Raw genomic sequence first — 21641 nt, forward strand, 5'->3', positions numbered from 1 at the left:
ATCAAAAACGCGCCAAGTTGGATTTTGTGCTAGCTCCTGAGATGATAAGAGAAAGGAAAAAATGAATTTATTTGTGGTATTTGGACTTTTGTTTGGACTGCTGGCGATCGCCCTTCTGATCTATTTAATCACGGCTCGCCCTTATCAATCATCCGACTCTGTGGCCAACTCCTACGACGAGTGGACAGAAGACGGAATTTTAGAATTTTACTGGGGCGAACACATCCACTTAGGCCATTACGGTTCGCCGCCACAACGGAAAGATTTCCTCACAGCAAAATCTGATTTTGTGCATGAAATGGTGCGCTGGGGCGGCTTAGATAAATTACCTGCTGGTACTACTGTTCTAGATGTGGGCTGTGGAATTGGCGGTAGCAGCCGCATTCTGGCCCAGGATTATAAGTTTGCTGTGACGGGAATTACTATCAGCCCGCAGCAAGTTAAACGCGCTCAAGAATTAACTCCCCCAGAACTCGATCTGCAGTTTCGGGTGGATGATGCTATGGCGCTTTCGTTTCCCGATGCGAGTTTTGATGTGGTTTGGTCGATCGAAGCAGGGCCCCATATGCCAGATAAAGCTGTTTTTGCCAAAGAGTTGATGAGGGTAATCAAGCCTGGTGGCCTGCTGGTTGTGGCTGACTGGAATCAAAGAGATTCGCGCCAAATCCCTCTCAATTTTTGGGAGAAACCTGTAATGCGACAACTGCTGGATCAGTGGTCGCATCCGGCTTTTTCAAGCATCGAGGGCTTTTCAGAACTGTTAGAAGAAACGGGGTTTGTGGATGGCACTGTAACCACCGCAGATTGGACGCAAGAAACCCTTCCTTCTTGGATAGATTCTATCTGGCAAGGTATAGTTAGACCCGTCGGATTAGTACGTTTTGGTGTATCGGGTTTTATCAAGTCTCTGCGAGAAGTACCGACACTTTTACTGATGCGATTAGCGTTTGGTGTGGGGCTATGTCGCTTTGGGATGTTTCGCGCAGTGCGATCGCATTCCTTGGCAGAATTAACCGAAATAAGTTCCACTAAAACTATGACAGGTGTTTAGGATCGAAAACTTAATAATATCAAATCCTCTCTTCATCGGAAGAGTAAATTCACTGTTGACAGTCAAATGATTAGTTAGTTGTTAGCTGTTAGTTGTTAGCTGTTAGCTGTTATTTGTTAGTTGTTATTTGTTAGTTGGCAGTTGGCAGTTGTTAGTTGGCAGTTGTTAGTTGTTATTGGTCAACAGCTAACAGTCAACAGTCAATAGTCATGTTTGAGTGCAACCGGAATTGATATAACAGCCCGATCGAACTCAAAAAAAATATTGGAGAGGTTTAATTAGCGCCAGCCCAACCACCTGAGCACGGGCACAACTAAATAATGACTCACTCCCAAACAAAGCCCGATCGTACTTCCCAACAAACCAAAAAAGGCGATCGCACCCCAAACTTGCAGCCAGAAATTAGTATTAGACGATTGTGACAAAATCGCAAAGAAACTCCCAGGAAAAATATTCCAAGTATTCAAAAACAGAAAAATTCCCGTAGAACAAACAGCCACCACCAAAGCATGAACTAATTGATGGCTACGCAAACCCATTCCTACAGTCATAGAGGCGATCGCAAAAGCCCCCAAAATAATCCCCTGCACGCCGCTAGAAGTTGTTGCTTCCATCCAGCACAAACCAGCCAATAAATAGGCTTGAGTTCCCATCAATCCCGACAGCCAATACTGTTTGTGCTGGCGAAAACTCCCCGCATCCGTCAAACCGATCGCAGTTCCCCAACCCGCAAAGGCAAACAGCAGCAATTCCGGCCCGACAGTAAAAGTCATGTCATGGATTAATTGGTGCAAACCTTCATTTAGAAAACTCGCAATTTCCTGGCCGACAGGCGCAGAACTCAAAACCAAACCGCCGATCGCCCCGGCACATCCACCAACCCCGCCGAGCACCATTTCCCAGCCGGTATCGAGAGAAGCTACTACGATTTGGGCGATCGCCCCGAACAGCAAAACCGTCAAACTTGCGGTTTTTTGCGCCCCCGCCACCACCACTTGCCGGCAGAATTCCACAATAGCTTGACCGGTTGGGGCCGTCGCAATTTTGCCCTTACTCCTAGCATAAATCTCCTGCAAGCGCGATCGAACATCTCCAGCCGCAGCCGGACGCTGCTGCACGTTCGATCGCACCATATCATCCAACAAATTCGCCAAAGCCGGACTCACAGACACAATATGTCGCCACCGCAACTCACCCGTCATCGGATCTTCAATTTCAGCGGGATATTTCCCCGTCAGCAAATGAATGCAAGTCCGCCCCAAAGCATAAAAATCCGTCGCCGGTACCACACCACCGCCCACAATTTGTTCCGGCGGGCTGTATCCGGGCGAAATCAAGCGCGTCGAGCTCGGAGAATCTTTCCCCACCGGTGCGCCACCGCCCATCTGTTTAACTCCCCCAAAGTCGATCGCCACCAATTGCAGTCCGCCCAAACCCTTGCTCAGCAAAACTTGTGGCGATTCCGGGTCTCGCAGCATCAAATTTGAGGGTTTAATGTCGCGGTGAATAATCTGACACCTGTGCAACTCCTCTAAAATATCCACAGCTTGACTCAGCCAACTAAACACCCATTCCTGCGGACACCCCTGAGAGTGTTCTTCGAGAACTGCTTCTAAAGTTTTGCCGTGAATTTTTTCCATGACCAAACAAGGCAAGTGCCTCGCTGTGACATTTCTATCCACGCCTGAAAAATTTTGAGTTTTGACATGAAAATAACCGTCCGGCTCGACTTTCGGGACACCGGGATGTCGCAAAAGTGCCAAAACCCAAGCTTCTTGCTCGAACAGTTTCAGCGCTTTCGGGGCAGTTTCGAGCAATACTTTCAGGACGCGATCGGTTTGAGTTTCTGTGTCCCAAACCGTGTATATGGCTGCAAAACCCCCGGAACCGAGAACTTCTAAAGGAACGTAGCGATTTTTTAGCCGCAGCGGAGTCCCGCAATTCTGACAAAAATTGTTGCCCCAAGTCTGAGGGTAAGGCCTTGGGCAATCTGGATTGATGCAGTGGACGGCTTTTGAAGGGGGGTGAGGCACAACCAGAGTAGAAATGGGGCTAGATATCCATATTAGACTTACGCGCAGCTAAGGCAGAAACCCGGTTTTAAGCGAAGTTTAATTGCTGTAACGACGGATTTTGGTTTGAAAAACCAGGTTGCTGCACCAGTCCTGTCCATATTATGTGCTATGCTGTCGATTTTTGACTTTGCCCTCTGAGAGTCAGGAAATTTTAGATTTTAGATTTGCGATTGTGGATTGTGGATTGTGCCAGAGTTGGCGCGATCGGGCTTTACAACCTCAGAAACCCGGTTTCTTGCTATATTTCTCGTTAATACACCCAAATTTTTCCCATAAACCCGGTTTCTTGGCCCCCCACGGGATTTTCAATTAAAGAATTGCATACTCGATTGCAGTTGAGCTCGATCTCCTACCCTAAAATTAAGTATTTATAACTAACTTTTCCTCCCCCCAACCTAAAATTTACCATCTCAAATTTAATCGATCTCCACCATAAAATTAAGTATTTATGACTAATTTTTCCTGTTTCCTCCATCTAAAATCTAAAATCTAAAATCCAAAATCTCCTCGATCCCCAGCCTTTCCCCCTGCATCCTTTGCCGCTTTCGTTTAATAAGATATGTTACAAAAAATATCTAAATATAAAGAAAAATAAACAATACTTATGAGGATTAAAAGAATATTAAAATTAAAGAGCACTCATTTATTGATATATTTTTAACAGCCTGCGATCGGGCAAAAAAATTAAGCGAATACTAGGAAGCGAGATATGGCTTACGCGCAAACCCAAACTCAATCAAAGGCTGGGTATAAAGCCGGAGTTCAAGACTATAAACTAACGTATTACACCCCGGACTACACGCCGAAAGATACAGATATTTTGGCAGCATTCCGCGTCACACCGCAGCCAGGAGTTCCCCCAGAAGAAGCTGGAGCTGCTGTGGCCGCTGAATCTTCCACCGGTACATGGACAACTGTTTGGACTGACCTCCTGACCGACCTCGACCGCTACAAAGGTCGCTGCTACGACATCGAGCCAGTCCCCGGTGAAGACAACCAATACATCTGCTTCATCGCTTATCCTTTGGATTTGTTTGAAGAAGGTTCCGTCACCAACTTGCTGACCTCTTTGGTCGGTAACGTATTCGGTTTCAAAGCTCTGCGCGCCCTGCGGTTGGAAGACCTGCGGATTCCCATTGCTTACCTGAAAACCTTCCAAGGCCCTCCTCACGGTATTACCGTTGAGCGGGACAAATTGAACAAGTACGGCCGTCCTTTGCTCGGCTGTACAATTAAGCCCAAATTGGGTCTGTCTGCTAAGAACTACGGTCGCGCCGTTTACGAAGTTCTGCGCGGCGGTTTGGACTTCACCAAAGACGACGAAAACATCAACTCGCAACCGTTCATGCGCTGGCGCGATCGCTTCCTGTTCGTTCAAGAAGCTATTGAAAAAGCTCAAGCAGAAACCGGCGAAGTCAAGGGCCACTACCTCAACGTAACCGCCCCCACCTTTGAAGAAATGATGGAACGGGCTGAGTTCGCCAAAGAAATCAAAACCCCGATCATCATGCACGACTACCTAACCGGTGGTTTCACTGCAAACACCAGCTTGGCCAAATGGTGCCGCAAAAACGGTATTTTGCTGCACATTCACCGCGCCATGCACGCCGTGATCGATCGTCAAAAAAACCACGGTATCCACTTCCGCGTACTTGCCAAGTGCTTGCGGATGTCCGGCGGCGACCACCTGCACTCCGGTACAGTTGTGGGCAAACTCGAAGGCGAAAAAGGCATCACGATGGGCTTCGTAGACTTGATGCGCGAAGACCACATCGAACAAGACCGCAGCCGCGGTATTTACTTCACCCAAGACTGGGCCTCCATGCCCGGTGTCATGCCGGTTGCTTCCGGCGGTATCCACATCTGGCATATGCCAGCTTTGGTAGAAATCTTCGGCGACGACTCCTGCTTGCAGTTCGGCGGCGGCACCTTGGGCCACCCTTGGGGCAACGCACCTGGTGCAGCAGCTAACCGCGTTGCATTGGAAGCTTGCGTCCAAGCTCGTAACGAAGGCCGCAACTTGATGCGCGAAGGCGGAGACATCATTCGCGAAGCTTGCAAATGGAGCCCTGAATTGGCTGTTGCTTGCGAACTCTGGAAAGAAATCAAGTTTGAGTTCGAGGCAATGGATACCGTTTGATGATTTTGGGTTACAGATTTTAGGTTTTAGGTCGCAAACTTGCTCTTAAGTCTTTATCTTTGAAGAAGATTTACAAGTAAGTTTGCATCTAAAATCTAAAATCCAAAATCTCAAATTTGAGGGAGCTGGGGTCAAAAATGGATCTCAAACAAGTTGCGAAAGACACCGCTAAGGTGCTGGCAAGTTACCTAACCTATCAATCCGTGCGGATTGTGGTCGCTCAGTTGAGCGAAACCAATCCTGCCCAAGCCATCTGGTTGAATGACTTTTCCACGAAGAACAAAATCCAAGATGGAGAAGCTTACATTGACGAGCTGCTGAGGGAAAATCAAGATTTAGGATTTCGGATCATGACTGTGCGAGAATATCTGGCTCACGATGTGACGGAATTTTTGCCAGAAATGGTTTGTACTGGCATTCAACAGGCGAATATGGAACACAGACGCCAGCATTTAGAGCGAATTACGCAACTTAATTGGTCTGTTTCTACCAGTCATCCTGAAGCATCAATAGATTCTGAACCGAATCTGGATAATTTGTCGAGTTAATCGATCGAGAAGTGCGATCGAACACACACCTTAGAGATACAAAAAATGAAGACTTTACCTAAAGAGCGTCGTTACGAAACTCTGTCCTATTTGCCCCCGCTGACAGACGCCCAAATTGCCAAGCAACTCCAATACATCCTCGATCAAGGCTACATTCCCGGCGTAGAATTCAACGAAAGTTCTGCTGCTGAAATGCGCTACTGGACTTTGTGGAAGTTGCCTTTGTTTGGTGCTCGCAGCGTCCAAGAAATCATGACTGAAATTCAAGCTTGCCGCCAAGAAAATCCTCAGTGCTACATCCGCGTTATGGGTTTTGACAACGTGAAGCAGTGCCAAGTGCTGAGCTTCATCGTGCACAAGCCAAACACCAGAGGCTACTAAGCTTTAACAACTCTATTTTGTAGAGAAAAGTTAGCTAAAAATTGAGGTAGGGAATTCTCCCCGCCTCATTTTTTTTTAGGGCGATGATGATTAGACTTATTAGATAAATCTTTTATTGATAGATATACCGTAGATGAAAGGCAGATAAACACATATCAACGCAGATAATTTCAAGAGAGTCTCCGAATCAAAGCAAGATGTTTCTTCTTTCTTCTTCCTTCTTCCTTCTTCCTTCTTCCTTCTTCCTTCTTCCTTCTTCCTTCTTCCTTCATCTACAGCTTACAAATAGCCTTTAAAACTTGCAGCAACAAAATTGAAGGTTCGGGTTCCATCAAGTTTAGCAAAGGCAATAGCTGATAGCTTGGGGTATTTCCCCCCTGAATATTCACGAACTGATAGTGCATTCCGTTGGTTGTCAAACCCCAGATAGTGTCTTGATATTTTAAATTTTGATAAGCATAGGTTAGCAATTGGGATAAACCCATCAATGCGTTGATTCCAGAATTTTTACTTTCAATTACCAAAACCCAAAAATATGTATCGCTTCTCATGGGCTTTATCCTGTTGACAGCCAAGATATCAAACCGTCCTTTAATGATAGTATCTTCATCTTCAATGCTAATTTCAGCGATGTCTTGTTCTAAACTAATTTTAATCGGGCGGCGGTAGAAGCCAGCCAATCGCATTAAGGGAAAGGTAGTCAGAGCTTTTACCAGTCCTTCTGAAACTCGATCCGTGGAAATATAGTCATCAAAATCATCCCTAATTTGTGTAAGTTCCTGCTGTTCGTGTTCTGTGATATCTTCAAGAGATAACAGAGAGGTAAATGAGTTAGTGTACTGCTTTTGAAAGCCGAACAGACGGTGTACTTCTGATAATGTTAGATTTTTTGCATTAATAACTGTCATAACTTTAAAACCAATTAAATCTCTATTCTAATCCTAACATATTAGGAAAAACAGGTTCGTAGTGAGGACTTTAGTTTTTTCTTCCTATGCTTTAATAAGGGACTAAAGTCTTTACTACGAACCTAATCCATCCGCTCCATTACAACTCCGTCAACTATTTCATAACCCCAACTAGAATGTCTAGCTGCAAGCTCTTTCGCCATGCCGTATTCGCCCAAACTGCAAAATTCTATTAACTGCTGAAAACCTAAACTTTTCTCGTGCTGCAATCTTTCCTGCCGCAGCTTTGCTCTTTCTGCATCCGAAGGATTTGCTCGCTCAACTCCCAGCGGATCGATATCGCTAACTCGTTTCACATTCGCCTCCTAAAAAAAAATGGATTCTATAATTTCACCATTAACAATTTCATAGCCCCATTGTGGATTAGCAGCGATTTGTTTTTCAACTATACTGCGACCGAGAGGAGTTTGGTAAGCTTTTTGTAAAGATGAAATACTGGGGATTTCGTCAGCGGTGATCTGTTCTTGTGGTTCGAGTTTTGGTGGTTCGGCGATAGTTTCAGATGTGGATTGATTCAGGGCAAATTGCGGCGCGATCGCCCCTAATTTTCGCATTACGCTATCCTTGGTGATTTGCGGTTTTTCGTTGAAGGAAGAGGGCAGATATGGTGTGTCAACGCCCTGCAGTTTTGCTTTCAGCGCATCATCAGCAATACGATCGCACTTTCGCAAAAAACCCTCCCACAAATCCTTCCCCAACACCGGATTTCTCAAGTCAGCGCGAGCCTTAGACACTGCTGCTTCCAGCGGTTCGCCCTTGTGGACGTAATACTGAATTCGCTCCTCTTCAAACGCCGGATAAGGCACTTCCGGCTCAATTTCCCAATCCCGCTTAACTTTCTGACTTTCTCCCAAAGGAATTCCCGCGATAAATTCGTCCCAAAAAGTCGAAGCTAAGCCTTTTGTCATGCTATCAATAACTTTAAAAGCCCATCCCGAAGGATTGCCAAATCCTAAGTTGCGAACTCTGGCATATTCTTCTAAAGCCCGCTGAAAGTTGTGCAATTCTTCTTGGGAATTCCAAGGCCCACTAAATTGGTAATTCGCGGTGACAGCAACGGCTATTTGCTGGCGCGGTTGTCCGAAATATTTGTCGGTTTTAACTGCACGCTGTGGGGGGGAAGTTTCCGATAATATTTCTACAGGGCGATTTGTGCGATCGCGAATTGGTTCTGTTATAGTCTCGGTGTGGTTGTTGGCAAAAAAGTTATTAAGTTTTTCCTCAAAAGCGTCAATGTCCGCCCAGAGTTCTAGGGTGTCCGTGTGGGGATTTGTGAATTTTTCTTTCAAGAGCGATCGCACTTTTAGCAACCCTCTCGCGATTTCTTGTTCTTCAGGACTTAAACCCGTGGCTTTTTCAATTTCGTTGCTGTTAGTTTTCACCCCTTCGCTAGAGTTGGAATGTTGCGCTTGCCATTGCAATAATTGGCAAAGAAAAATACTCGCACCCACTCCGCCGGTAATTTGGGCGAGTTTGGGATAGTAGATAGCGGGATTTCCTAAATTTCCTAAAAATATTCCTATTTTCATTTGATAAATTCCTAATTTTCTTGAATCCTAGGGTAGCAGTCGGCCTATCTTACCTAATATTAGAGTGTGCCAAATAACACGTTACCTCAACTAAACCAAGATTGAGAAACTTAAGATTTTCTTTAAGCTTCTGTCTATTCCAGACGGAATAAAGATTCTAGAGCAAAGACGGGGATCGCATATTCGATCGCCTGATTGACAGAACAGAATTAAGCGTAATAATAAATTATTTACTGTACCCATCCTCCCAAAATGAATCCAGAACGCCAAGAAGCTTATTTGAACTTGATCGAGCGAGTGCTCACCTGTCCTAACGGCCAAGAACCAGAGGTTTTAAGTTCCTGTTCCCATTTAATAGATGCCGGATTTGTGCAGATGCTAATCCAGATATCAGCTTCAATGGCCGGGGAAGGAGACAGAGATACTGCCAATTTTTTAGTGCAACTGGCTCGTTTGCTGGGGAAATCTTTGGGATTGTCGCCGGATTTAGTGCCGGCTGGGTACAGCAGCGCACAGGGGTAGATCGAAGTCCGCGCGACCTAGCCATCCCTCTTTATAAATCGCCTCGTTTTGTTTCAGAAAATCGGGGCAATTTTAACTGCATCAATGGCTTTACAGTTGATATTCCAGAGGCTCGCAAAAATCATTTACTCCAGTTTTAAATACATAAATAATCACGGAAGTTACCAAAATTTTAGGACAAATTTTTGCAGCGACTAAATCTCTAAATGCTGCATTCAATTGTCCGTTTGTCAACTCTTCTTTAACCTCAGATTTGCAGATAGCAACGCGGCATCTTTTGGCCAATCCGTCCAGCCACTTTTCCGAAATGTTCGGTTCTTGTCCGGCTTGAATTGCCAGAGATATTGCTGCATCTTCGATATTCCCTTCGCAATCTTCGATTTCGTCGAGGGCTTTTAGGGCTTCGGGATATTCGGCTAATTGCGATCGAAATTGGGCAATTTCTTGTGAAGTAATAATCACCATAAAATTTTAGTTTGTGCTTTGTTGACTGGAGAAGTTTAGGAGTTAAATTATATATTATAGCATTTTTTTGATTGATGTTGAGATTGGGCGATCGAACTTAATTATATTGTCACCTGAGATTTGGTACTTCGCAATAGTCCGAATCGGCTTTTAACCCCAGTCGGAAAGCGAAAGTCCTCCCTGGGAGGACTGATTTTAAAATTGATTTGTTTCGTCTGTCATTACGAAGGTCGTGAAGCAATATCACAGAGCAGGCGATAAATTTGTCATTGACAGAAAGCGGCGCTAAAATAGGTTGGCAGAACTCATATTTTTCGGGAGTTAGGAAAAATGACAACCGTTACTTTAAACTTAGATAGTGTCGAACTAACAGATGAACAGTTTTACCGTTTGTGCCAGATGAATCGAGATTGGCAATTTGAACGGACTGCTAAAGGAGAAATCATCATTATGTCACCAGTAGGCGGAGTCAGCGGCAATCGAGAAGCCGATTTAATTGGCTTAGTTTGGATGTGGAATCAACGAACGCAGCTAGGGAGAGTGTTTAGTTCTTCGACAATTTTTAGGCTGCCAAATAACGGAGACCGTTCTCCCGATGCGGCTTGGGTTAGCTTGGAAAGATGGTCGGCTTTGACAGATGAACAAAGGGAGAAGTTTCCGCCGATTTGCCCTGATTTTGTGATAGAATTGCGCTCGCGGACAGATGCGCTGCGGCCGCTTCAGGAGAAAATGCAGGAATATATCAACAGCGGTTTGCGCTTGGGTTGGCTGATTAATCCTCAAGACGAACAAGTGGAAATTTATCGCGCTAATTGCGAGGTGGAGATTGTACATTTTCCGGTGAGTTTGTCGGGTGAAGATGTGTTGCCGGGATTTGTTTTGAATTTGCCGATGGTTTGAACGGGAATTGGGAACCAGCAATGGGAATCGGATCTTGAAATCGCTTCTACAAAAACAAAGTCCGCGCAACGCGAGACTGAAGATTAGATTAAATTTTTACGGTTTCCAATGGGATTTTTTTCGGACAAATATCATCGTCGTACCAACCAGTCAAAGCCACCGCTAAAGCATCCGCCGCATCGTCCGGTTTCGGAATATAAGCCAACTCTAACTCCCGCGCTACGGCCTCTTGTACTTCAGATTTATCCGCATTACCGCGCCCAGTTAATGCTTTTTTGATTTGCGCTGGGGTAAACTCGAACAGCGGCACTCCACACTGCGCTAATACTAGCGTCAAAACGCCCCGCGCTTGGGCTACGAGTATGGTATTTCCCATTTTGTAAAAGAACAGTTTTTCAGCAATTGCCAAATCTGGTTTTATTTGTTCAATTACCTCGTGCAAATCATCATAAATTGTTTTCAACCGCTGTCCCATTTCCTGTTTGGGCGTTGTTTTAATTACGCCGCAATCAATCATGGAAACAAAGTTTTCATCTTGTTTTCCGGGGATGATTTGACAGCAAATAGCCCCGTAGCCGAGATTTGCTAAGCCCGGATCTAATCCTAAAATTCGTTTTTCCATTGCAGAAATTAGTAATTGGAAATGGGGAATGAGGCATTAAAAATTTGGGAAATGTTTCATCACCACCAATTACCAATTACCAATTATTAATTATTCCTCAGTTGTTTCTAGGCCGAATACTCGATCGAACACTTTAGTCACTTTATAGCCCGAATCGATCGATTCTAGCGGGTCTTTCCGCAATCGGTGCCGCAAACACAGGGTCATCACCCTGCGAATATCGTCTACAGTGACCTCTGTGCGACATTCTAGGGCGGTGAAAGCTTTGGCGGCCCGATTTGTGACTAAATCGCCCCGCAGTCCGTCTACGTCCAATTCGGCGCAGACTTGGGAAATTTTGACTCGCAAATCGCGATCGATAGTTACGGATTTTAGCCTTTCCTGGGCTTCCACCAATTTCTCCTGCATATCGTCTTGTTCGTGCTGATATTTCGCGAGAAACTCTGAGGGATTTTGGTCAAAACTCGATCGCTGTTCGACAATTTCTACTCTTAAATTGGGGTCTTTGACAGTCCGAATTTCGGCGTGCATTCCGAATCTGTCGAGCAATTGCGGCCGCAATTCTCCTTCTTCTGGATTCCCGGAACCGATGAGAATAAACTTAGCCGGGTGGCGGATCGAAATGCCTTCTCTTTCGACAGTGTTCCAACCGCTAGCTGCGGAGTCGAGCAAAACATCGACTAAATGATCGTCGAGCAAATTGACTTCATCGACGTAAAGAATGCCGCGGTTAGCTTTGGCTAACAGGCCTGGTTCAAAAGCTTTAACTCCTTCGGCCAAAGCTTTCTCGATGTCGATCGTACCGCAAACTCGGTCTTCGGTAGCGCCGAGCGGCAAGTCTACCATTTGGACTTTTTTGCGGGCGATCGGCATTGTACCGTGATGCAAAGTGCGATCGCGCACCTCATCGCTCATAAAATCCGGATCGGTGGGATGACTGTTAAAAGGATCGTCAGCCACCACCTCAATTTCTGGCAGCAAGTCAGCGAGGGCGCGGATTGTGGTAGATTTGCCCGTACCGCGATCGCCCATAATCATCACTCCGCCAATTTTCGGATCGATGACATTCAACAGCAGCGCCAGTTTCATCTCCTCCTGGCCAACAATTGCAGTGAAGGGAAAAACAGCGCGGCGGGCTGCGGTAACGGTTGGCAGAGCGCCCGCATTTACGGTATTGCTGACTTCGGCAGTAGGACTCACAGGATAACTCAAAATATAATAATTGCTTGTTTATTGTAAGGGATAACCGATTTTAGATTTTAGATTTGCGATTTTAGATTAACGTATTTCTGTCATTTGGAAGGTAGTGAAGCAATCTCAAAGCCTTGCTACACCGTCATAATGCGTCCCTGACTGAGAAGCCGAATTTTTGGGCAAAACTGGGCTATAGCTTTTAATCCCGGTAAAAAACCTGGTTTCTGTGGGAGTGCAGGGGCCTTAGCTGGGGCGGGCGGGGACTGGTGAAACCGGGTTTGATGGATGAAAATCTTCTCTCCTCTTGAAGGAGGCAGGAGTTGAAAGACAGGAGGCAGGAGGTTGGCAATTGGAAGAGGATTCAGACCCCTCCCAATTTCTGATCCCCTTTAAAGGAGAGGCTTGTACCGACTTAGGGGCAAGGGATTAAGAAAAAATCCTCCTGCCTCCTGCCTTCGGAGGCAGAAGCGGAGGTCACAGATTAGGTAAAAAACCAGGTTTCTGCGGTACTGATGCGTCCAAGACTGAAACTGCTGGGCGATCGTATTGAAAGATGTAATAATACTTTGCACCAACGTGTTTCTCGTCTCGCAAGAAAGACTCTTTCATTTTCTAAAAAATTAGACAATCATATTGGTGATATTTGGTATTTTATCCATCATTACAACTATGTTTTGAGCCAATAACCATATCACTACATATTTATTACTACCTGACTAATAACCAATGACGAACAACCAATAACCAATGACGAACAACCAATAACCAATGACGAACAACCAATAACCAATGACTAACAACCAATAACCAATAACCAACAACCAATAACCAATGACCAACAACCAACAACCAATAACCAATAACCAATAACCAATAACCAATAACCCACAACCAACAACCAATAACCAATAATCAACAATCAATAACTAATAACCAATAACCAATAACTAATAACCAATAACTAATAACCCACAACTACCACTGCGGCTCAGAAGCCATCAAAGCAGTCGCAGCCTCGCTCGGTAAAGGCTTAGCAAAAAAATAACCTTGACCGTATTCGCAGCCGATCGCCCTTAACCGAGCTAATTGTGCCGCCGTCTCCACACCCTCAGCAATCACATCCATCCCCAAAGCGTGAGCCAGAGCGACAATCGTCCGCACGATCGCCACATTTTCCCCCTCGCTTTCGAGCTCCATCAGCCCCACAAACGACTTATCAACCTTCAAAGTATCCGTAGGAAACCGACTCAAATAACTCAACGACGAATAACCAGTACCAAAATCATCAATTCCCAACTTGACATTAAGCGCTTTCATCTCCTTTAAAACCGCGATCGCCGACTCCACATCATCCATCACCACACTCTCAGTAATCTCCAACTTCAAACTCTGACCACTCAAACCCGTTGTTCCCAAAATAGCCCGAATGCGATCGATCAAATCCGGCTGAGCAAACTGCTTCCCAGATAAATTTACACTCATAATCAAAGGTCGATCGAAATCAAACATTCCCTCCCACAGCCGCAACTGCCGGCAAGCCTCCTCCAACACCCACTCGCCCAGCGGCACAATCGCCCCCGTTTCCTCAGCCACCGGAATAAACTTAACCGGCGAAATCAAGCCCCGCTGCGGGTGCTGCCAGCGCACCAAAGCCTCAAACCCAATAATCCTGCCGCTGGCCAAAGACACAAACGGCTGGTAGTAAAGCAAAAACTCCCGACGTTTTACAGCCATCCGCAAATCCGTCTCCAACTGCAACCTCTCCAACGCCAAATCGTGCATCGCAGCATTAAACACCTGATACCTTCCCGTTCCCAAAGCCTTAGCCCGGTACATCGCCGTGTGAGCGTCCCGCAGCAAGTGTTCCGGCTGTTGCCCGATCGCCAGTGCGGGTTCGCCGCCCACCGCAATCCCGATGCTAGCGGTGACAAACACTTCCTGGCCTCCGAGTTCAAAAGGCACAATTAAAGCTTGGTGAATGCGATCGGCCAAATCCACCGCACTCTGGGCATCAACATTCCTCACCAAAATGGCAAAATCGTCACCCCCCACCCGCGCCACAGTATCCGCCATGCTGACACTCGCCTGCAACCGCACCACCACCGCCATCAGCAACTCATCCCCCACCAAATGACCCAAAGAATCATTAATCACCTTAAATCGGTCTAAATCCAAAAACAGCACCGCAAACAGATAGCTGCGGTGGTGCCTAGTATTGACGATCGCCCGGCCCAAACACTCTACAAATAAATCCCGATTCGGCAAACCAGTCAGAGAGTCGTGAAAAGCATCGTAAAGCTTCCTGTAAGCGCTCAACCCCGCACCTGTCACCACCAAACCCACAGCCGGCGACACCAGCGGCACCCACCCACCCTCAGTAAAAATCAAAAAACTAATCCCCAACAGCCCCACCAAAGCCGCACCCACAACCAATCCCGCCCGCAATGGGTGGTGAATCCGCCAAGCCACAAGCCCGCCCAGCACCGCCCAAGCAGCGTTCCACAGAATTTCTGCCCATTCTGGCCACACCCAAAACACCGATCGCCCCTGCAAAACAGCAGTCAATATTTGGCTGAGCATTTGAGCGTGCAGCAACACCCCCGGCATTTTCGGATTTTGCTTTTTAACCGGGCTGTAGGGCGTGAGAAACACATCTCTGGTACTCGGTGCAGTCGTCCCGATCAGCACAATCTTGTCCTTTACCCAACTCGGATCAATTTCGCCCTTCAATACCTGCAGGATACTGACTTGTCGCGCCACCCCAACAGCAGAACGGTATTTGAGCAGAATTTGGTAGCCTCTGGCATCGAGATTTGCATAGCCACCGCTGTCAGATTTTAAAGGCACAAATTCTGCTTTCCCCCAGTTGATTTGATGGGGATTGACACGGCTATCTGTCGGCTGCAGCTTGTCCTTGAGATACAGCGAAGCCACTTGCAAAGAAAACGAGGAAGCAGCAGTATTGTCGGGTTTCGCGACTGAGAGCAAACTGCGGCGCACCACACCGTCTGCGTCTAGCACGAAGTCGTTAAAACCCACCCGATCCAGCGGCATCCCCGGAGGGGCAGGCACTCCCCCACTGTCTGAATCGTTCAATTTAGTAATCGCCACCAGATTCGGCGCCTTGAGCTCCGCCAGCAATTCTTGGTGTCCGGGGGCTTGAGGCAAATCGCGGTACAAGTCCAAACCGATGACTTTTGGCTGGTACTTTTGGAGTTTTGTCAAGGTTTTGGCGATCGCCCCGTCGGAAATCGGAAACCTCCCCAGAGTTTGAATATCCGCCTCAGAAATTCCCACTACCAGCATCCGCGGATCTGGGCCCGCATCCGGCTCCAAGCGCACCAACGAGTCAAAAGTTCCCAATTCCAAGCTTTGATACCACCCCAACCGCCGAACTCCCGTATTCAGCAGCGTTACAGTTGCGCCCGCCAACAAAGCAGGCAAAATCTTGACCCGCCGGCCTTGAGAACTCCGGTTCAGGCCAGTTGCCAGAGACATTACAGAACAAAGATTTCGAGAAAATTTGGCAGTCACAGCAAACATATACGGGTGCAAATAAAGCTAACCACAAGTTTGTTCTTACAGAATTGAGCTTATTATGAGATTGAGTATAATTTTTTCAGAACTTGTGCCGAAACCGAGTTTATGTAAGCTAATTAATCGATTTGGCAAAGTATTTCTCGGATGGGAAACTAGGTTTGAATCGTATCTGCCGAAAAGTGCTGTCTGGGATTCCTCCGTTTCCCCAAGTTTCCACAAGCGTTAAAATTTAGTCGATCGAACTTTCTGGATATTTTTGAGATTATGGCCAATCAACTTCCGATTCCGGTGATTGTTAACGGTGCTGGCGGCAAGATGGGCCGCGAAGTAATTAAGGCGATCGCCAGTGCTAGCGACATGACCTTATTTGGCGCTGTAGACCGCTCTCCTGAGTCCCTCAACGCCGATGCGGGAGAATTAGCCGGGTGCGGCCCGTTAGAAGTTCCCATCACCGACGACTTGCAAGGAATGCTGGCCTTAGCCGCTCAGGAAAAGCAGTTAGGCGTGATGGTGGACTTTACGCACCCTTCGTCAGTTTACGAAAACGTGCGATCGGCTATTGCCTACGGTATACGGCCCGTAGTAGGTACTACCGGATTGAGTACCGCACAAATTCAAAACCTAGCGGAATTTGCCGACAAAGCCAGCATAGGTTGTTTGATTGTACCCAATTTCTCGATCGGCATGGTGCTGCTGCAACAAGCCGCCGTCACAGCATCTCAATATTTTGAACACGTAGAAATTATCGAACTCCACCACAATCAAAAAGCCGACGCTCCCAGCGGCACAGCCATCCAAACCGCCCAAATGCTAGCAGAAATGGGGAAAACGTTCAATCCCGCCCAAGTAGAAGAAACCGAAAAATTGCCCGGTGCCAGAGGCTCTTTAGCCGACGAAGGAATTCGGATTCACAGCATCCGTTTACCCGGTTTAATTGCCCACCAAGAAGTAATTTTTGGCGGCCCTGGTCAAGTTTATACATTACGACACGATACCAGCGATCGCGCTTGTTATATGCCCGGAGTTTTGTTATCAGTGCGAAAAATCATAGAATTGCGATCGCTCGTTTACGGATTAGAAAAAATCCTGTAATTAGTTGTCAGTTGACAGTTGTCAGTTGACAGTTATCAGTAGTCAGTTGATAGTTATTATTGGTTTCGACAATCGCCTTAAACATTTGATGAATCTCCCTTATGGTCAAGTCTAGAACCCCCTAAATCTCCCTTAAAAAGACGAACTTCGATCTGAATTTTGTCCCTCCTTATTAAGGGGGGCTAGGGGCGATAGAGTTATTGTAGGGTGATTAGTTTATTCCTTCTTCCCTCTTCCTGATGACATTGGACGGAAAGCTCAGCGAGGACAGCACTAATAACCAATAACCAATAACCAATAACTAATAACCAATAACCAATACCCAATAACTAATAACCAATAACCAATAACCAATAACCAATAACCAATAACCAATAACCAATAACCAATAACTTCTTCCCTCGGACCTCTTCCGACGGACTTACATCCGTTACATCCGTTACATCCGTTACATCCCGTACATTGCTCGTTGCCGAACTTCCTTCTTCCCTCTTCCTATGCTAATTCCCTTAACCCGCGAAACATTTCAAGAACTAATTCCCGCCGTCGCCACCGGAGTGCAATACAAATATATGTGGGGAAAACCCCCCGACTTTCTCAGGCGAATGTTAATCTCAGCAGTCAGCGTAATTTTGGTGCTAGTCATCTATAGCTTCGTCGGTTCCGATGTCGGGCCCCTAGTTTTAATTACCGGATTAATCGCAGGTTTGTACTGGCTGTGGGGCCCGATTTTGTGGGCAAGTTTGCGGAATGCACAATGCCGCAAACATAAATATTGTGGTTTTTGGCAAGGACGAATTTTGGATATTTATATCACAGATGAAATCACCAGTCAAGAAGAAACAGTCAATCAAAAAGGACAACTCGTAATAATCGACAACCTAGAACCCCGAATCAACTTAGAAATTGGTGACAAAACCGGATTTACTACCACACTGCGAGCCCCCTTACGCAAAGAACATCAGGGAATTGTTCCCGGCCAAGCAGCATTAATGTTAATCATGTCAGATATAGAAGACTTGGGTACAATTGCCAAAGTTTCCGACATTTACATTCCCAGCCGCGACGTGTGGGTAAGCGACTATCCTTATTTACGCAGAGATTTGTTTGTAGAAATGAGCCAGCAAATTAAAAAAGGTAGAAAAAAAGGGCGGGATACCAACAATCAAAACAGAGAAGTCAAAAGACGAACCGCCGATTATTAAACAACAAATTCCCCAACCCCAGCCACCCAGAAACCGGGTTTTTCTCCCAAACATTCACCACCCACCCTAAACCTCCATAAAAACCCGGTTTCTTCAGCCCCAGCCACTCACCCAGAAACCGGGTTTTTACTCCGAAAACCTGTAGTTTCTCTCGCTGATAGCTGAGGCCAGATTGCGGGTTTAAAGCCCAAGAAATTAGAGTATCTGGAAAGTCAGACAATTGAGATGCCGCCGCGCGCTGTAGAGTATACTCGATTGCCGATCGATCTGGAAAATCGGCAAAATACGATCGCCATTAATGCCCAAAATTACACAGATAAATTAAATGAAATAAGTCTTGACATCAAGTCTCAAAAAACTTATAATGATAGTGATGCTAATTTGAGCTTCCTAGAATTATTCAGCAAAAAAAATTGCCCGCAGTTCAGCGAACAAATCAAATTTGACTTAGGCTATTTCAAACACGGCATCGGCTTGCTAGACAAAGCAATGGAAGCAATTCGAGGCCTTGTGGCGATCGAAGAAGCTTATCGCGACGCAAAATTAGAAGCAACAATTCAAATAGTAGGTTTTGGTTTAGGAGTTGTGGGCGTAGTGGCTGGTGGCGCTCCTTATCTGATCGAACAAGACGCGCCCGATCGCAAATTTTACTGGCCGTTACTAACCAATGTAGAAATTCATCCTTTTGTTTTGGTACTGTTGATTAGTTTGGGTGCTGGTGGTGCAGTCTGGTTTGTCTTGATGTTTGGTGTCAAATTCAAGCATCTACTAGCTAAAATCAAGCAGCAGTTGCCACCTTCATAGGGTGGTGTAGGGTTTGTCGGGTGCGCCGCCCTCAGATGCGCGATCGATCCTTGCAGATTGTAGGGGGCGACGCACCTTACTCTGACGCTACTGTGAGGTGCGATCGCTCCCACAATCATGACTGAGGACTAATGACTGCCGACTACTCGATCAACTGTTCCCCTCTTGGCCGTAGGCTTGCCAAGCCAAATCCACCAACCCGTTCATAATCGCCACAGCCACCACCGCCGAACCCTTGCGCCCCTCAATCCGAATGTGAGGAACCATCGAATCGTTCAGTCGCGACTTCGCCACATCAACCCCCACAAACCCAGAAGGAGTCCCAATCACCAAAGCTGGTCGAATTTCCTCAGCCTCAATCAAATCAACGAGGGCCGACAAAGCAGTTTGAGCCTGGCCGACGACAAAAATCCCTTCAGGATAGCGTTTAGCCAAAGTTTCAATCCCCCAAGCCGCCCGCGTCTTTTCCTTTTGAGGGCGCGTCAAAGCCTCCATCGAACAATAAACCGGATTAGCAAAGGTACTTTGAATTTGTGGAGTAATGCCCACCTGAACCATCGGTACATCTACTACGATCGTAGTTCGAGCAGCCAAAGCCGCCGCCCCGGCTTGCAAAGCCTGATCGGAAAAACTAATTAAAGACTTGTACTCAAAATCAGCAGTCGCATAGATCACGCGCCGGACTATTTCGTACTCCGCCGCTGAAAAACCGTGGTCGCCAATTTCGCTATCGATTAATCCCAGACTCTGGGCATCGCTTACGTGCCATTCCATTTGTTGGATAGCTGTCGCCTGTGAATTATCAAGTATCAGCTTACCAGCTTTTTGTCAGAACGGAAGGAAGAAGTCATTAGTCATTAGTCATTAGTCATTAGTGCTGTCCCCCCCGAGCTTTCCGTCCAACGTCCAACGTCCAACGTCCAACGTTATTAGTGCTGTTCCCCCGAGCTTTCCGTCCAACGTCATCAGGAAGAAAAAAGGAAGAAGCAGTCTAATCAAGGGTTTCAAAAATTACGCAGGGTGTCTAGAAACCGGGTTTTTTCACAGCAATACTTCGTTACAGCCGACAAAAAAGCTAAAAAACCCGGTTTCTTTGGACTTGCGCGCGAGGCTGAGAAACCGGGTTTGTTGACGAGTTAACTTCGTTGCCGCCCCCAGATTCCATAAAAAACTCGGTTTCTAAAAGTCACGCTATTGACTGATGACTGATGACGTTCGATCGCGGGGACAGCACTAATGACTGATGACTAATGACGAATGACTGATGACTCCTAAAAAACTAATTTTCCTCAGAAGGAGACTTGCCCAAAACCGGAGTTAAGAATGCTACCAAAGCCCCGATCGCAAAACCGGCCACATTTCGAGTCAAAGGCAACCAGTCAGAAGTCCGAGTCACCACAGGCCCAATTCCGAAAGCTAAAAACAGAATCCCCCACAGCGGCGAAAAAATCAGCGCCCACTGCCAAGCCACAAGCTGTCCGGGTTTCCGGGGCTGAGCGGCAAACCCGCAGATCACCCCGCCGAGCACCGATGAAATTAATGTCAGAACCCACTGTTCCCTCGGCAAACCGGGAACCACGCGACACCCCCCCTGACGCAAACAGCCTTGTATCGACTCTAAAGATTCAATGATCGATCGATCTTCGCCATTTTCCCGGACAAAAAACTGATTGCCGTAGCGAGTTTGCAGTTCCACCCAAAAACTGCGCGGCAGCAGCGGATACAGCGAGTCGCCGACATTAAAATTGAGCAAATTGCCCCCTCGGGGGTCAGCAACTAGCAACACGCTCTTGCTATCCAAGCCCCAATAACTTTTGACAGCTAAACCGGGCGTGCGATCGTACTGAGTCAGCACTCGCAGCTTCCAGCCGGTTTCCGTCTCAAATTCATTTAAATTTTTTGCCAAATCCTCTTCTTCAATATCCGTAAGGGCTTTAGCTAGGTCAATGATTGGTGTCTGAATTTCTGGCAACAAATCGGGATTGTTGAAAGCGTGGGCTGCAGGTGCGATCGTCCACAGGGACAAAGCCAGGAAAAAGGCAGCAGCAGAGGCTAGAAATTTGCGGGGGAAAAGCTGTGACATAGGAATTTCTAATTCAGGTATCAATGGTAGCTGGCGGTCTTAACCAAGGGATAAGAGAAAACTAATATTTCTTTACAATTATTTACTTTACAGGAAGGCGAGAGCAAGGGGAAGAGTTGGGGGAAGAAAGTTTGCGATCGGGGAAGGGGCTGACAATTAACTGTAGAGGCGCGCGATCGGGGGCCAACGGTCATTAAACAAGAGCTCGATTTCCTGACGGGGCGAGTATCTTGGGTTGTCCGTCTCCTTCTATTTTCATCTAAGGTGCGATCGCAGTTCCGTTAATTGATCGGGACTTACGCATCGGGGCCCGTGCGAAACCGGGTTTTTTTAGGAGAATACTTCACGGAGAGCAGCAGATGAGGTAAAAAACCCGGTTTCTTTGGTAGGAGTGCGTCCCGGACTATTAATAATAGAAGCCGATCGTAACAAAGAGAGACCGTATGTGCGATCGGTTATTTAAGTATTTTCCTGCCTCAAAAAACTTACCTTCATAAAAATTCAGCATAAACACAAAAACTC

Annotated in this window: 20 protein-coding genes and 1 pseudogene; 10 read left to right on the plus strand and 11 right to left on the minus strand. The window is 46.5% G+C overall.

Annotated features, from left to right (window positions below; translation table 11 throughout):
- Positions 1-61 precede the first annotated feature (61 nt).
- Complete coding sequence (locus tag QUA97_RS00935) at positions 62-1051, plus strand: methyltransferase domain-containing protein (RefSeq protein WP_194065696.1); 990 nt, start codon at positions 62-64, stop codon at positions 1049-1051.
- Positions 1052-1329: 278 nt separating this feature from the next.
- On the opposite strand, the gene QUA97_RS00940 is transcribed toward QUA97_RS00935, so the two are convergent.
- A complete protein-coding gene (locus tag QUA97_RS00940; protein WP_333192191.1) occupies positions 1330-3084 on the minus strand; it encodes a serine/threonine protein kinase in 1755 nt (584 codons plus the stop codon).
- A 751-nt stretch (positions 3085-3835) separates the two neighbouring features.
- Between QUA97_RS00940 and QUA97_RS00945 the strand changes: the two genes are divergently transcribed.
- From QUA97_RS00945 to QUA97_RS00955, 3 genes are all read left to right on the plus strand, one after another.
- The gene (locus QUA97_RS00945) at positions 3836-5266 is read left to right on the plus strand and encodes a form I ribulose bisphosphate carboxylase large subunit (protein WP_194012734.1); all 1431 of its coding nucleotides are present in this window, start codon (positions 3836-3838) and stop codon (positions 5264-5266) included.
- Positions 5267-5403: 137 nt separating this feature from the next.
- Positions 5404-5814: a RuBisCO chaperone RbcX gene (rcbX, locus tag QUA97_RS00950; RefSeq protein ID WP_194065698.1), complete on the plus strand. Its 411-nt coding sequence runs from the start codon at positions 5404-5406 to the stop codon at positions 5812-5814.
- A 45-nt stretch (positions 5815-5859) separates the two neighbouring features.
- Positions 5860-6195, plus strand: a complete 336-nt coding sequence (locus tag QUA97_RS00955) for a ribulose bisphosphate carboxylase small subunit (protein ID WP_194063299.1) — start codon at positions 5860-5862, stop codon at positions 6193-6195.
- A 272-nt stretch (positions 6196-6467) separates the two neighbouring features.
- Here QUA97_RS00955 and QUA97_RS00960 read toward each other — a convergent pair whose 3' ends face one another.
- The 3 genes from QUA97_RS00960 to QUA97_RS00970 all read right to left on the minus strand — a co-directional run bounded on the left by QUA97_RS00960 (position 6468) and on the right by QUA97_RS00970 (position 8692).
- A complete protein-coding gene (locus QUA97_RS00960) occupies positions 6468-7103 on the minus strand; it encodes a restriction endonuclease subunit R (RefSeq protein WP_194065699.1) in 636 nt (211 codons plus the stop codon).
- A 122-nt stretch (positions 7104-7225) separates the two neighbouring features.
- Entirely contained in the window at positions 7226-7459 is a 234-nt protein-coding gene (locus QUA97_RS00965) for a hypothetical protein (protein WP_333192198.1), read from the minus strand.
- A gap of 9 nt (positions 7460-7468) precedes the next feature.
- The gene (locus tag QUA97_RS00970; protein ID WP_194065701.1) at positions 7469-8692 is read right to left on the minus strand and encodes a hypothetical protein; all 1224 of its coding nucleotides are present in this window, start codon (positions 8690-8692) and stop codon (positions 7469-7471) included.
- Between the two features lie 252 nt (positions 8693-8944).
- Between QUA97_RS00970 and QUA97_RS00975 the strand changes: the two genes are divergently transcribed.
- Complete coding sequence (locus QUA97_RS00975) at positions 8945-9214, plus strand: hypothetical protein (RefSeq protein ID WP_194065702.1); 270 nt, start codon at positions 8945-8947, stop codon at positions 9212-9214.
- A 90-nt stretch (positions 9215-9304) separates the two neighbouring features.
- On the opposite strand, the gene QUA97_RS00980 is transcribed toward QUA97_RS00975, so the two are convergent.
- Positions 9305-9679, minus strand: a complete 375-nt coding sequence (locus QUA97_RS00980) for a hypothetical protein (protein WP_194012741.1) — start codon at positions 9677-9679, stop codon at positions 9305-9307.
- Between the two features lie 330 nt (positions 9680-10009).
- On the opposite strand from QUA97_RS00980, the gene QUA97_RS00985 reads away from it, so the two are divergent.
- A complete protein-coding gene (locus tag QUA97_RS00985) occupies positions 10010-10579 on the plus strand; it encodes a Uma2 family endonuclease (RefSeq protein ID WP_333192205.1) in 570 nt (189 codons plus the stop codon).
- Between the two features lie 88 nt (positions 10580-10667).
- Here the strand turns inward: QUA97_RS00985 and ruvC are convergent, their stop codons facing one another.
- Positions 10668-11201 (minus strand): crossover junction endodeoxyribonuclease RuvC, encoded by a 534-nt coding sequence (gene ruvC / locus QUA97_RS00990; RefSeq protein ID WP_333091068.1) that lies wholly within the window; start codon positions 11199-11201, stop codon positions 10668-10670.
- A gap of 90 nt (positions 11202-11291) precedes the next feature.
- The gene (bchI, locus tag QUA97_RS00995; protein WP_194065716.1) at positions 11292-12401 is read right to left on the minus strand and encodes a magnesium chelatase ATPase subunit I; all 1110 of its coding nucleotides are present in this window, start codon (positions 12399-12401) and stop codon (positions 11292-11294) included.
- Positions 12402-12934: 533 nt separating this feature from the next.
- On the opposite strand from bchI, the pseudogene QUA97_RS01000 reads away from it, so the two are divergent.
- Positions 12935-13081 (plus strand): annotated as a pseudogene (locus QUA97_RS01000) (IS1 family transposase); the annotation flags it as partial.
- A 289-nt stretch (positions 13082-13370) separates the two neighbouring features.
- On the opposite strand, the gene QUA97_RS01005 reads toward QUA97_RS01000, so the two are convergent.
- Positions 13371-15893 (minus strand): EAL domain-containing protein, encoded by a 2523-nt coding sequence (locus QUA97_RS01005; protein WP_333192208.1) that lies wholly within the window; start codon positions 15891-15893, stop codon positions 13371-13373.
- 306 nt (positions 15894-16199) lie between these two features.
- On the opposite strand from QUA97_RS01005, the gene dapB reads away from it, so the two are divergent.
- Positions 16200-17027 carry a 4-hydroxy-tetrahydrodipicolinate reductase gene (dapB, locus tag QUA97_RS01010; RefSeq protein ID WP_333192211.1) on the plus strand — a complete coding sequence of 276 codons (828 nt, stop codon included), beginning with the start codon at positions 16200-16202 and terminating at the stop codon, positions 17025-17027.
- A gap of 497 nt (positions 17028-17524) precedes the next feature.
- Complete coding sequence (locus QUA97_RS01015; protein ID WP_194071134.1) at positions 17525-18232, plus strand: phosphate ABC transporter permease; 708 nt, start codon at positions 17525-17527, stop codon at positions 18230-18232.
- Here the strand turns inward: QUA97_RS01015 and QUA97_RS01020 are convergent.
- Positions 18207-18452, minus strand: coding sequence for a hypothetical protein (locus tag QUA97_RS01020; protein WP_333192216.1), 246 nt, complete (start codon positions 18450-18452; stop codon positions 18207-18209). The two genes, QUA97_RS01015 and QUA97_RS01020, sit on opposite strands and share 26 nt — an antisense overlap.
- Before the next feature lie 5 nt (positions 18453-18457).
- On the opposite strand from QUA97_RS01020, the gene QUA97_RS01025 reads away from it, so the two are divergent.
- Positions 18458-19036, plus strand: a complete 579-nt coding sequence (locus QUA97_RS01025; RefSeq protein WP_333192219.1) for a hypothetical protein — start codon at positions 18458-18460, stop codon at positions 19034-19036.
- A gap of 150 nt (positions 19037-19186) precedes the next feature.
- Here QUA97_RS01025 and QUA97_RS01030 read toward each other — a convergent pair whose 3' ends face one another.
- Both QUA97_RS01030 and QUA97_RS01035 read right to left on the minus strand, forming a co-directional pair.
- Complete coding sequence (locus QUA97_RS01030) at positions 19187-19810, minus strand: precorrin-8X methylmutase (RefSeq protein ID WP_194008779.1); 624 nt, start codon at positions 19808-19810, stop codon at positions 19187-19189.
- Between the two features lie 505 nt (positions 19811-20315).
- Entirely contained in the window at positions 20316-21119 is an 804-nt protein-coding gene (locus QUA97_RS01035) for a TPM domain-containing protein (RefSeq protein WP_194071138.1), read from the minus strand.
- Between the last annotated feature and the right edge of the window lie 522 nt (positions 21120-21641).

The organism is Microcoleus sp. CZ3-B2, assembly GCF_036705055.1.
Lineage (GTDB): Bacteria > Cyanobacteriota > Cyanobacteriia > Cyanobacteriales > Microcoleaceae > Microcoleus.

What these genes read in the sequence shown, in the direction of transcription:
- QUA97_RS00960 (WP_194065699.1), bottom strand. Translation starts at nt 7,103, where the DNA reads ATGACAGTTATTAATGCAAAAAATCTAACATTATCAGAAGTACACCGT.
- QUA97_RS00970 (WP_194065701.1), bottom strand. Translation starts at nt 8,692, where the DNA reads ATGAAAATAGGAATATTTTTAGGAAATTTAGGAAATCCCGCTATCTAC.
- dapB (WP_333192211.1), top strand. Translation starts at nt 16,200, where the DNA reads ATGGCCAATCAACTTCCGATTCCGGTGATTGTTAACGGTGCTGGCGGC.
- QUA97_RS01015 (WP_194071134.1), top strand. Translation starts at nt 17,525, where the DNA reads ATGCTAATTCCCTTAACCCGCGAAACATTTCAAGAACTAATTCCCGCC.
- QUA97_RS00975 (WP_194065702.1), top strand. Translation starts at nt 8,945, where the DNA reads ATGAATCCAGAACGCCAAGAAGCTTATTTGAACTTGATCGAGCGAGTG.
- QUA97_RS01025 (WP_333192219.1), top strand. Translation starts at nt 18,458, where the DNA reads ATGCCGCCGCGCGCTGTAGAGTATACTCGATTGCCGATCGATCTGGAA.
- rcbX (WP_194065698.1), top strand. Translation starts at nt 5,404, where the DNA reads ATGGATCTCAAACAAGTTGCGAAAGACACCGCTAAGGTGCTGGCAAGT.
- QUA97_RS00955 (WP_194063299.1), top strand. Translation starts at nt 5,860, where the DNA reads ATGAAGACTTTACCTAAAGAGCGTCGTTACGAAACTCTGTCCTATTTG.
- QUA97_RS01005 (WP_333192208.1), bottom strand. Translation starts at nt 15,893, where the DNA reads ATGTCTCTGGCAACTGGCCTGAACCGGAGTTCTCAAGGCCGGCGGGTC.
- QUA97_RS00980 (WP_194012741.1), bottom strand. Translation starts at nt 9,679, where the DNA reads ATGGTGATTATTACTTCACAAGAAATTGCCCAATTTCGATCGCAATTA.
- ruvC (WP_333091068.1), bottom strand. Translation starts at nt 11,201, where the DNA reads ATGGAAAAACGAATTTTAGGATTAGATCCGGGCTTAGCAAATCTCGGC.
- QUA97_RS01035 (WP_194071138.1), bottom strand. Translation starts at nt 21,119, where the DNA reads ATGTCACAGCTTTTCCCCCGCAAATTTCTAGCCTCTGCTGCTGCCTTT.
- QUA97_RS00945 (WP_194012734.1), top strand. Translation starts at nt 3,836, where the DNA reads ATGGCTTACGCGCAAACCCAAACTCAATCAAAGGCTGGGTATAAAGCC.
- QUA97_RS01030 (WP_194008779.1), bottom strand. Translation starts at nt 19,810, where the DNA reads ATGGAATGGCACGTAAGCGATGCCCAGAGTCTGGGATTAATCGATAGC.
- QUA97_RS00985 (WP_333192205.1), top strand. Translation starts at nt 10,010, where the DNA reads ATGACAACCGTTACTTTAAACTTAGATAGTGTCGAACTAACAGATGAA.
- QUA97_RS00935 (WP_194065696.1), top strand. Translation starts at nt 62, where the DNA reads ATGAATTTATTTGTGGTATTTGGACTTTTGTTTGGACTGCTGGCGATC.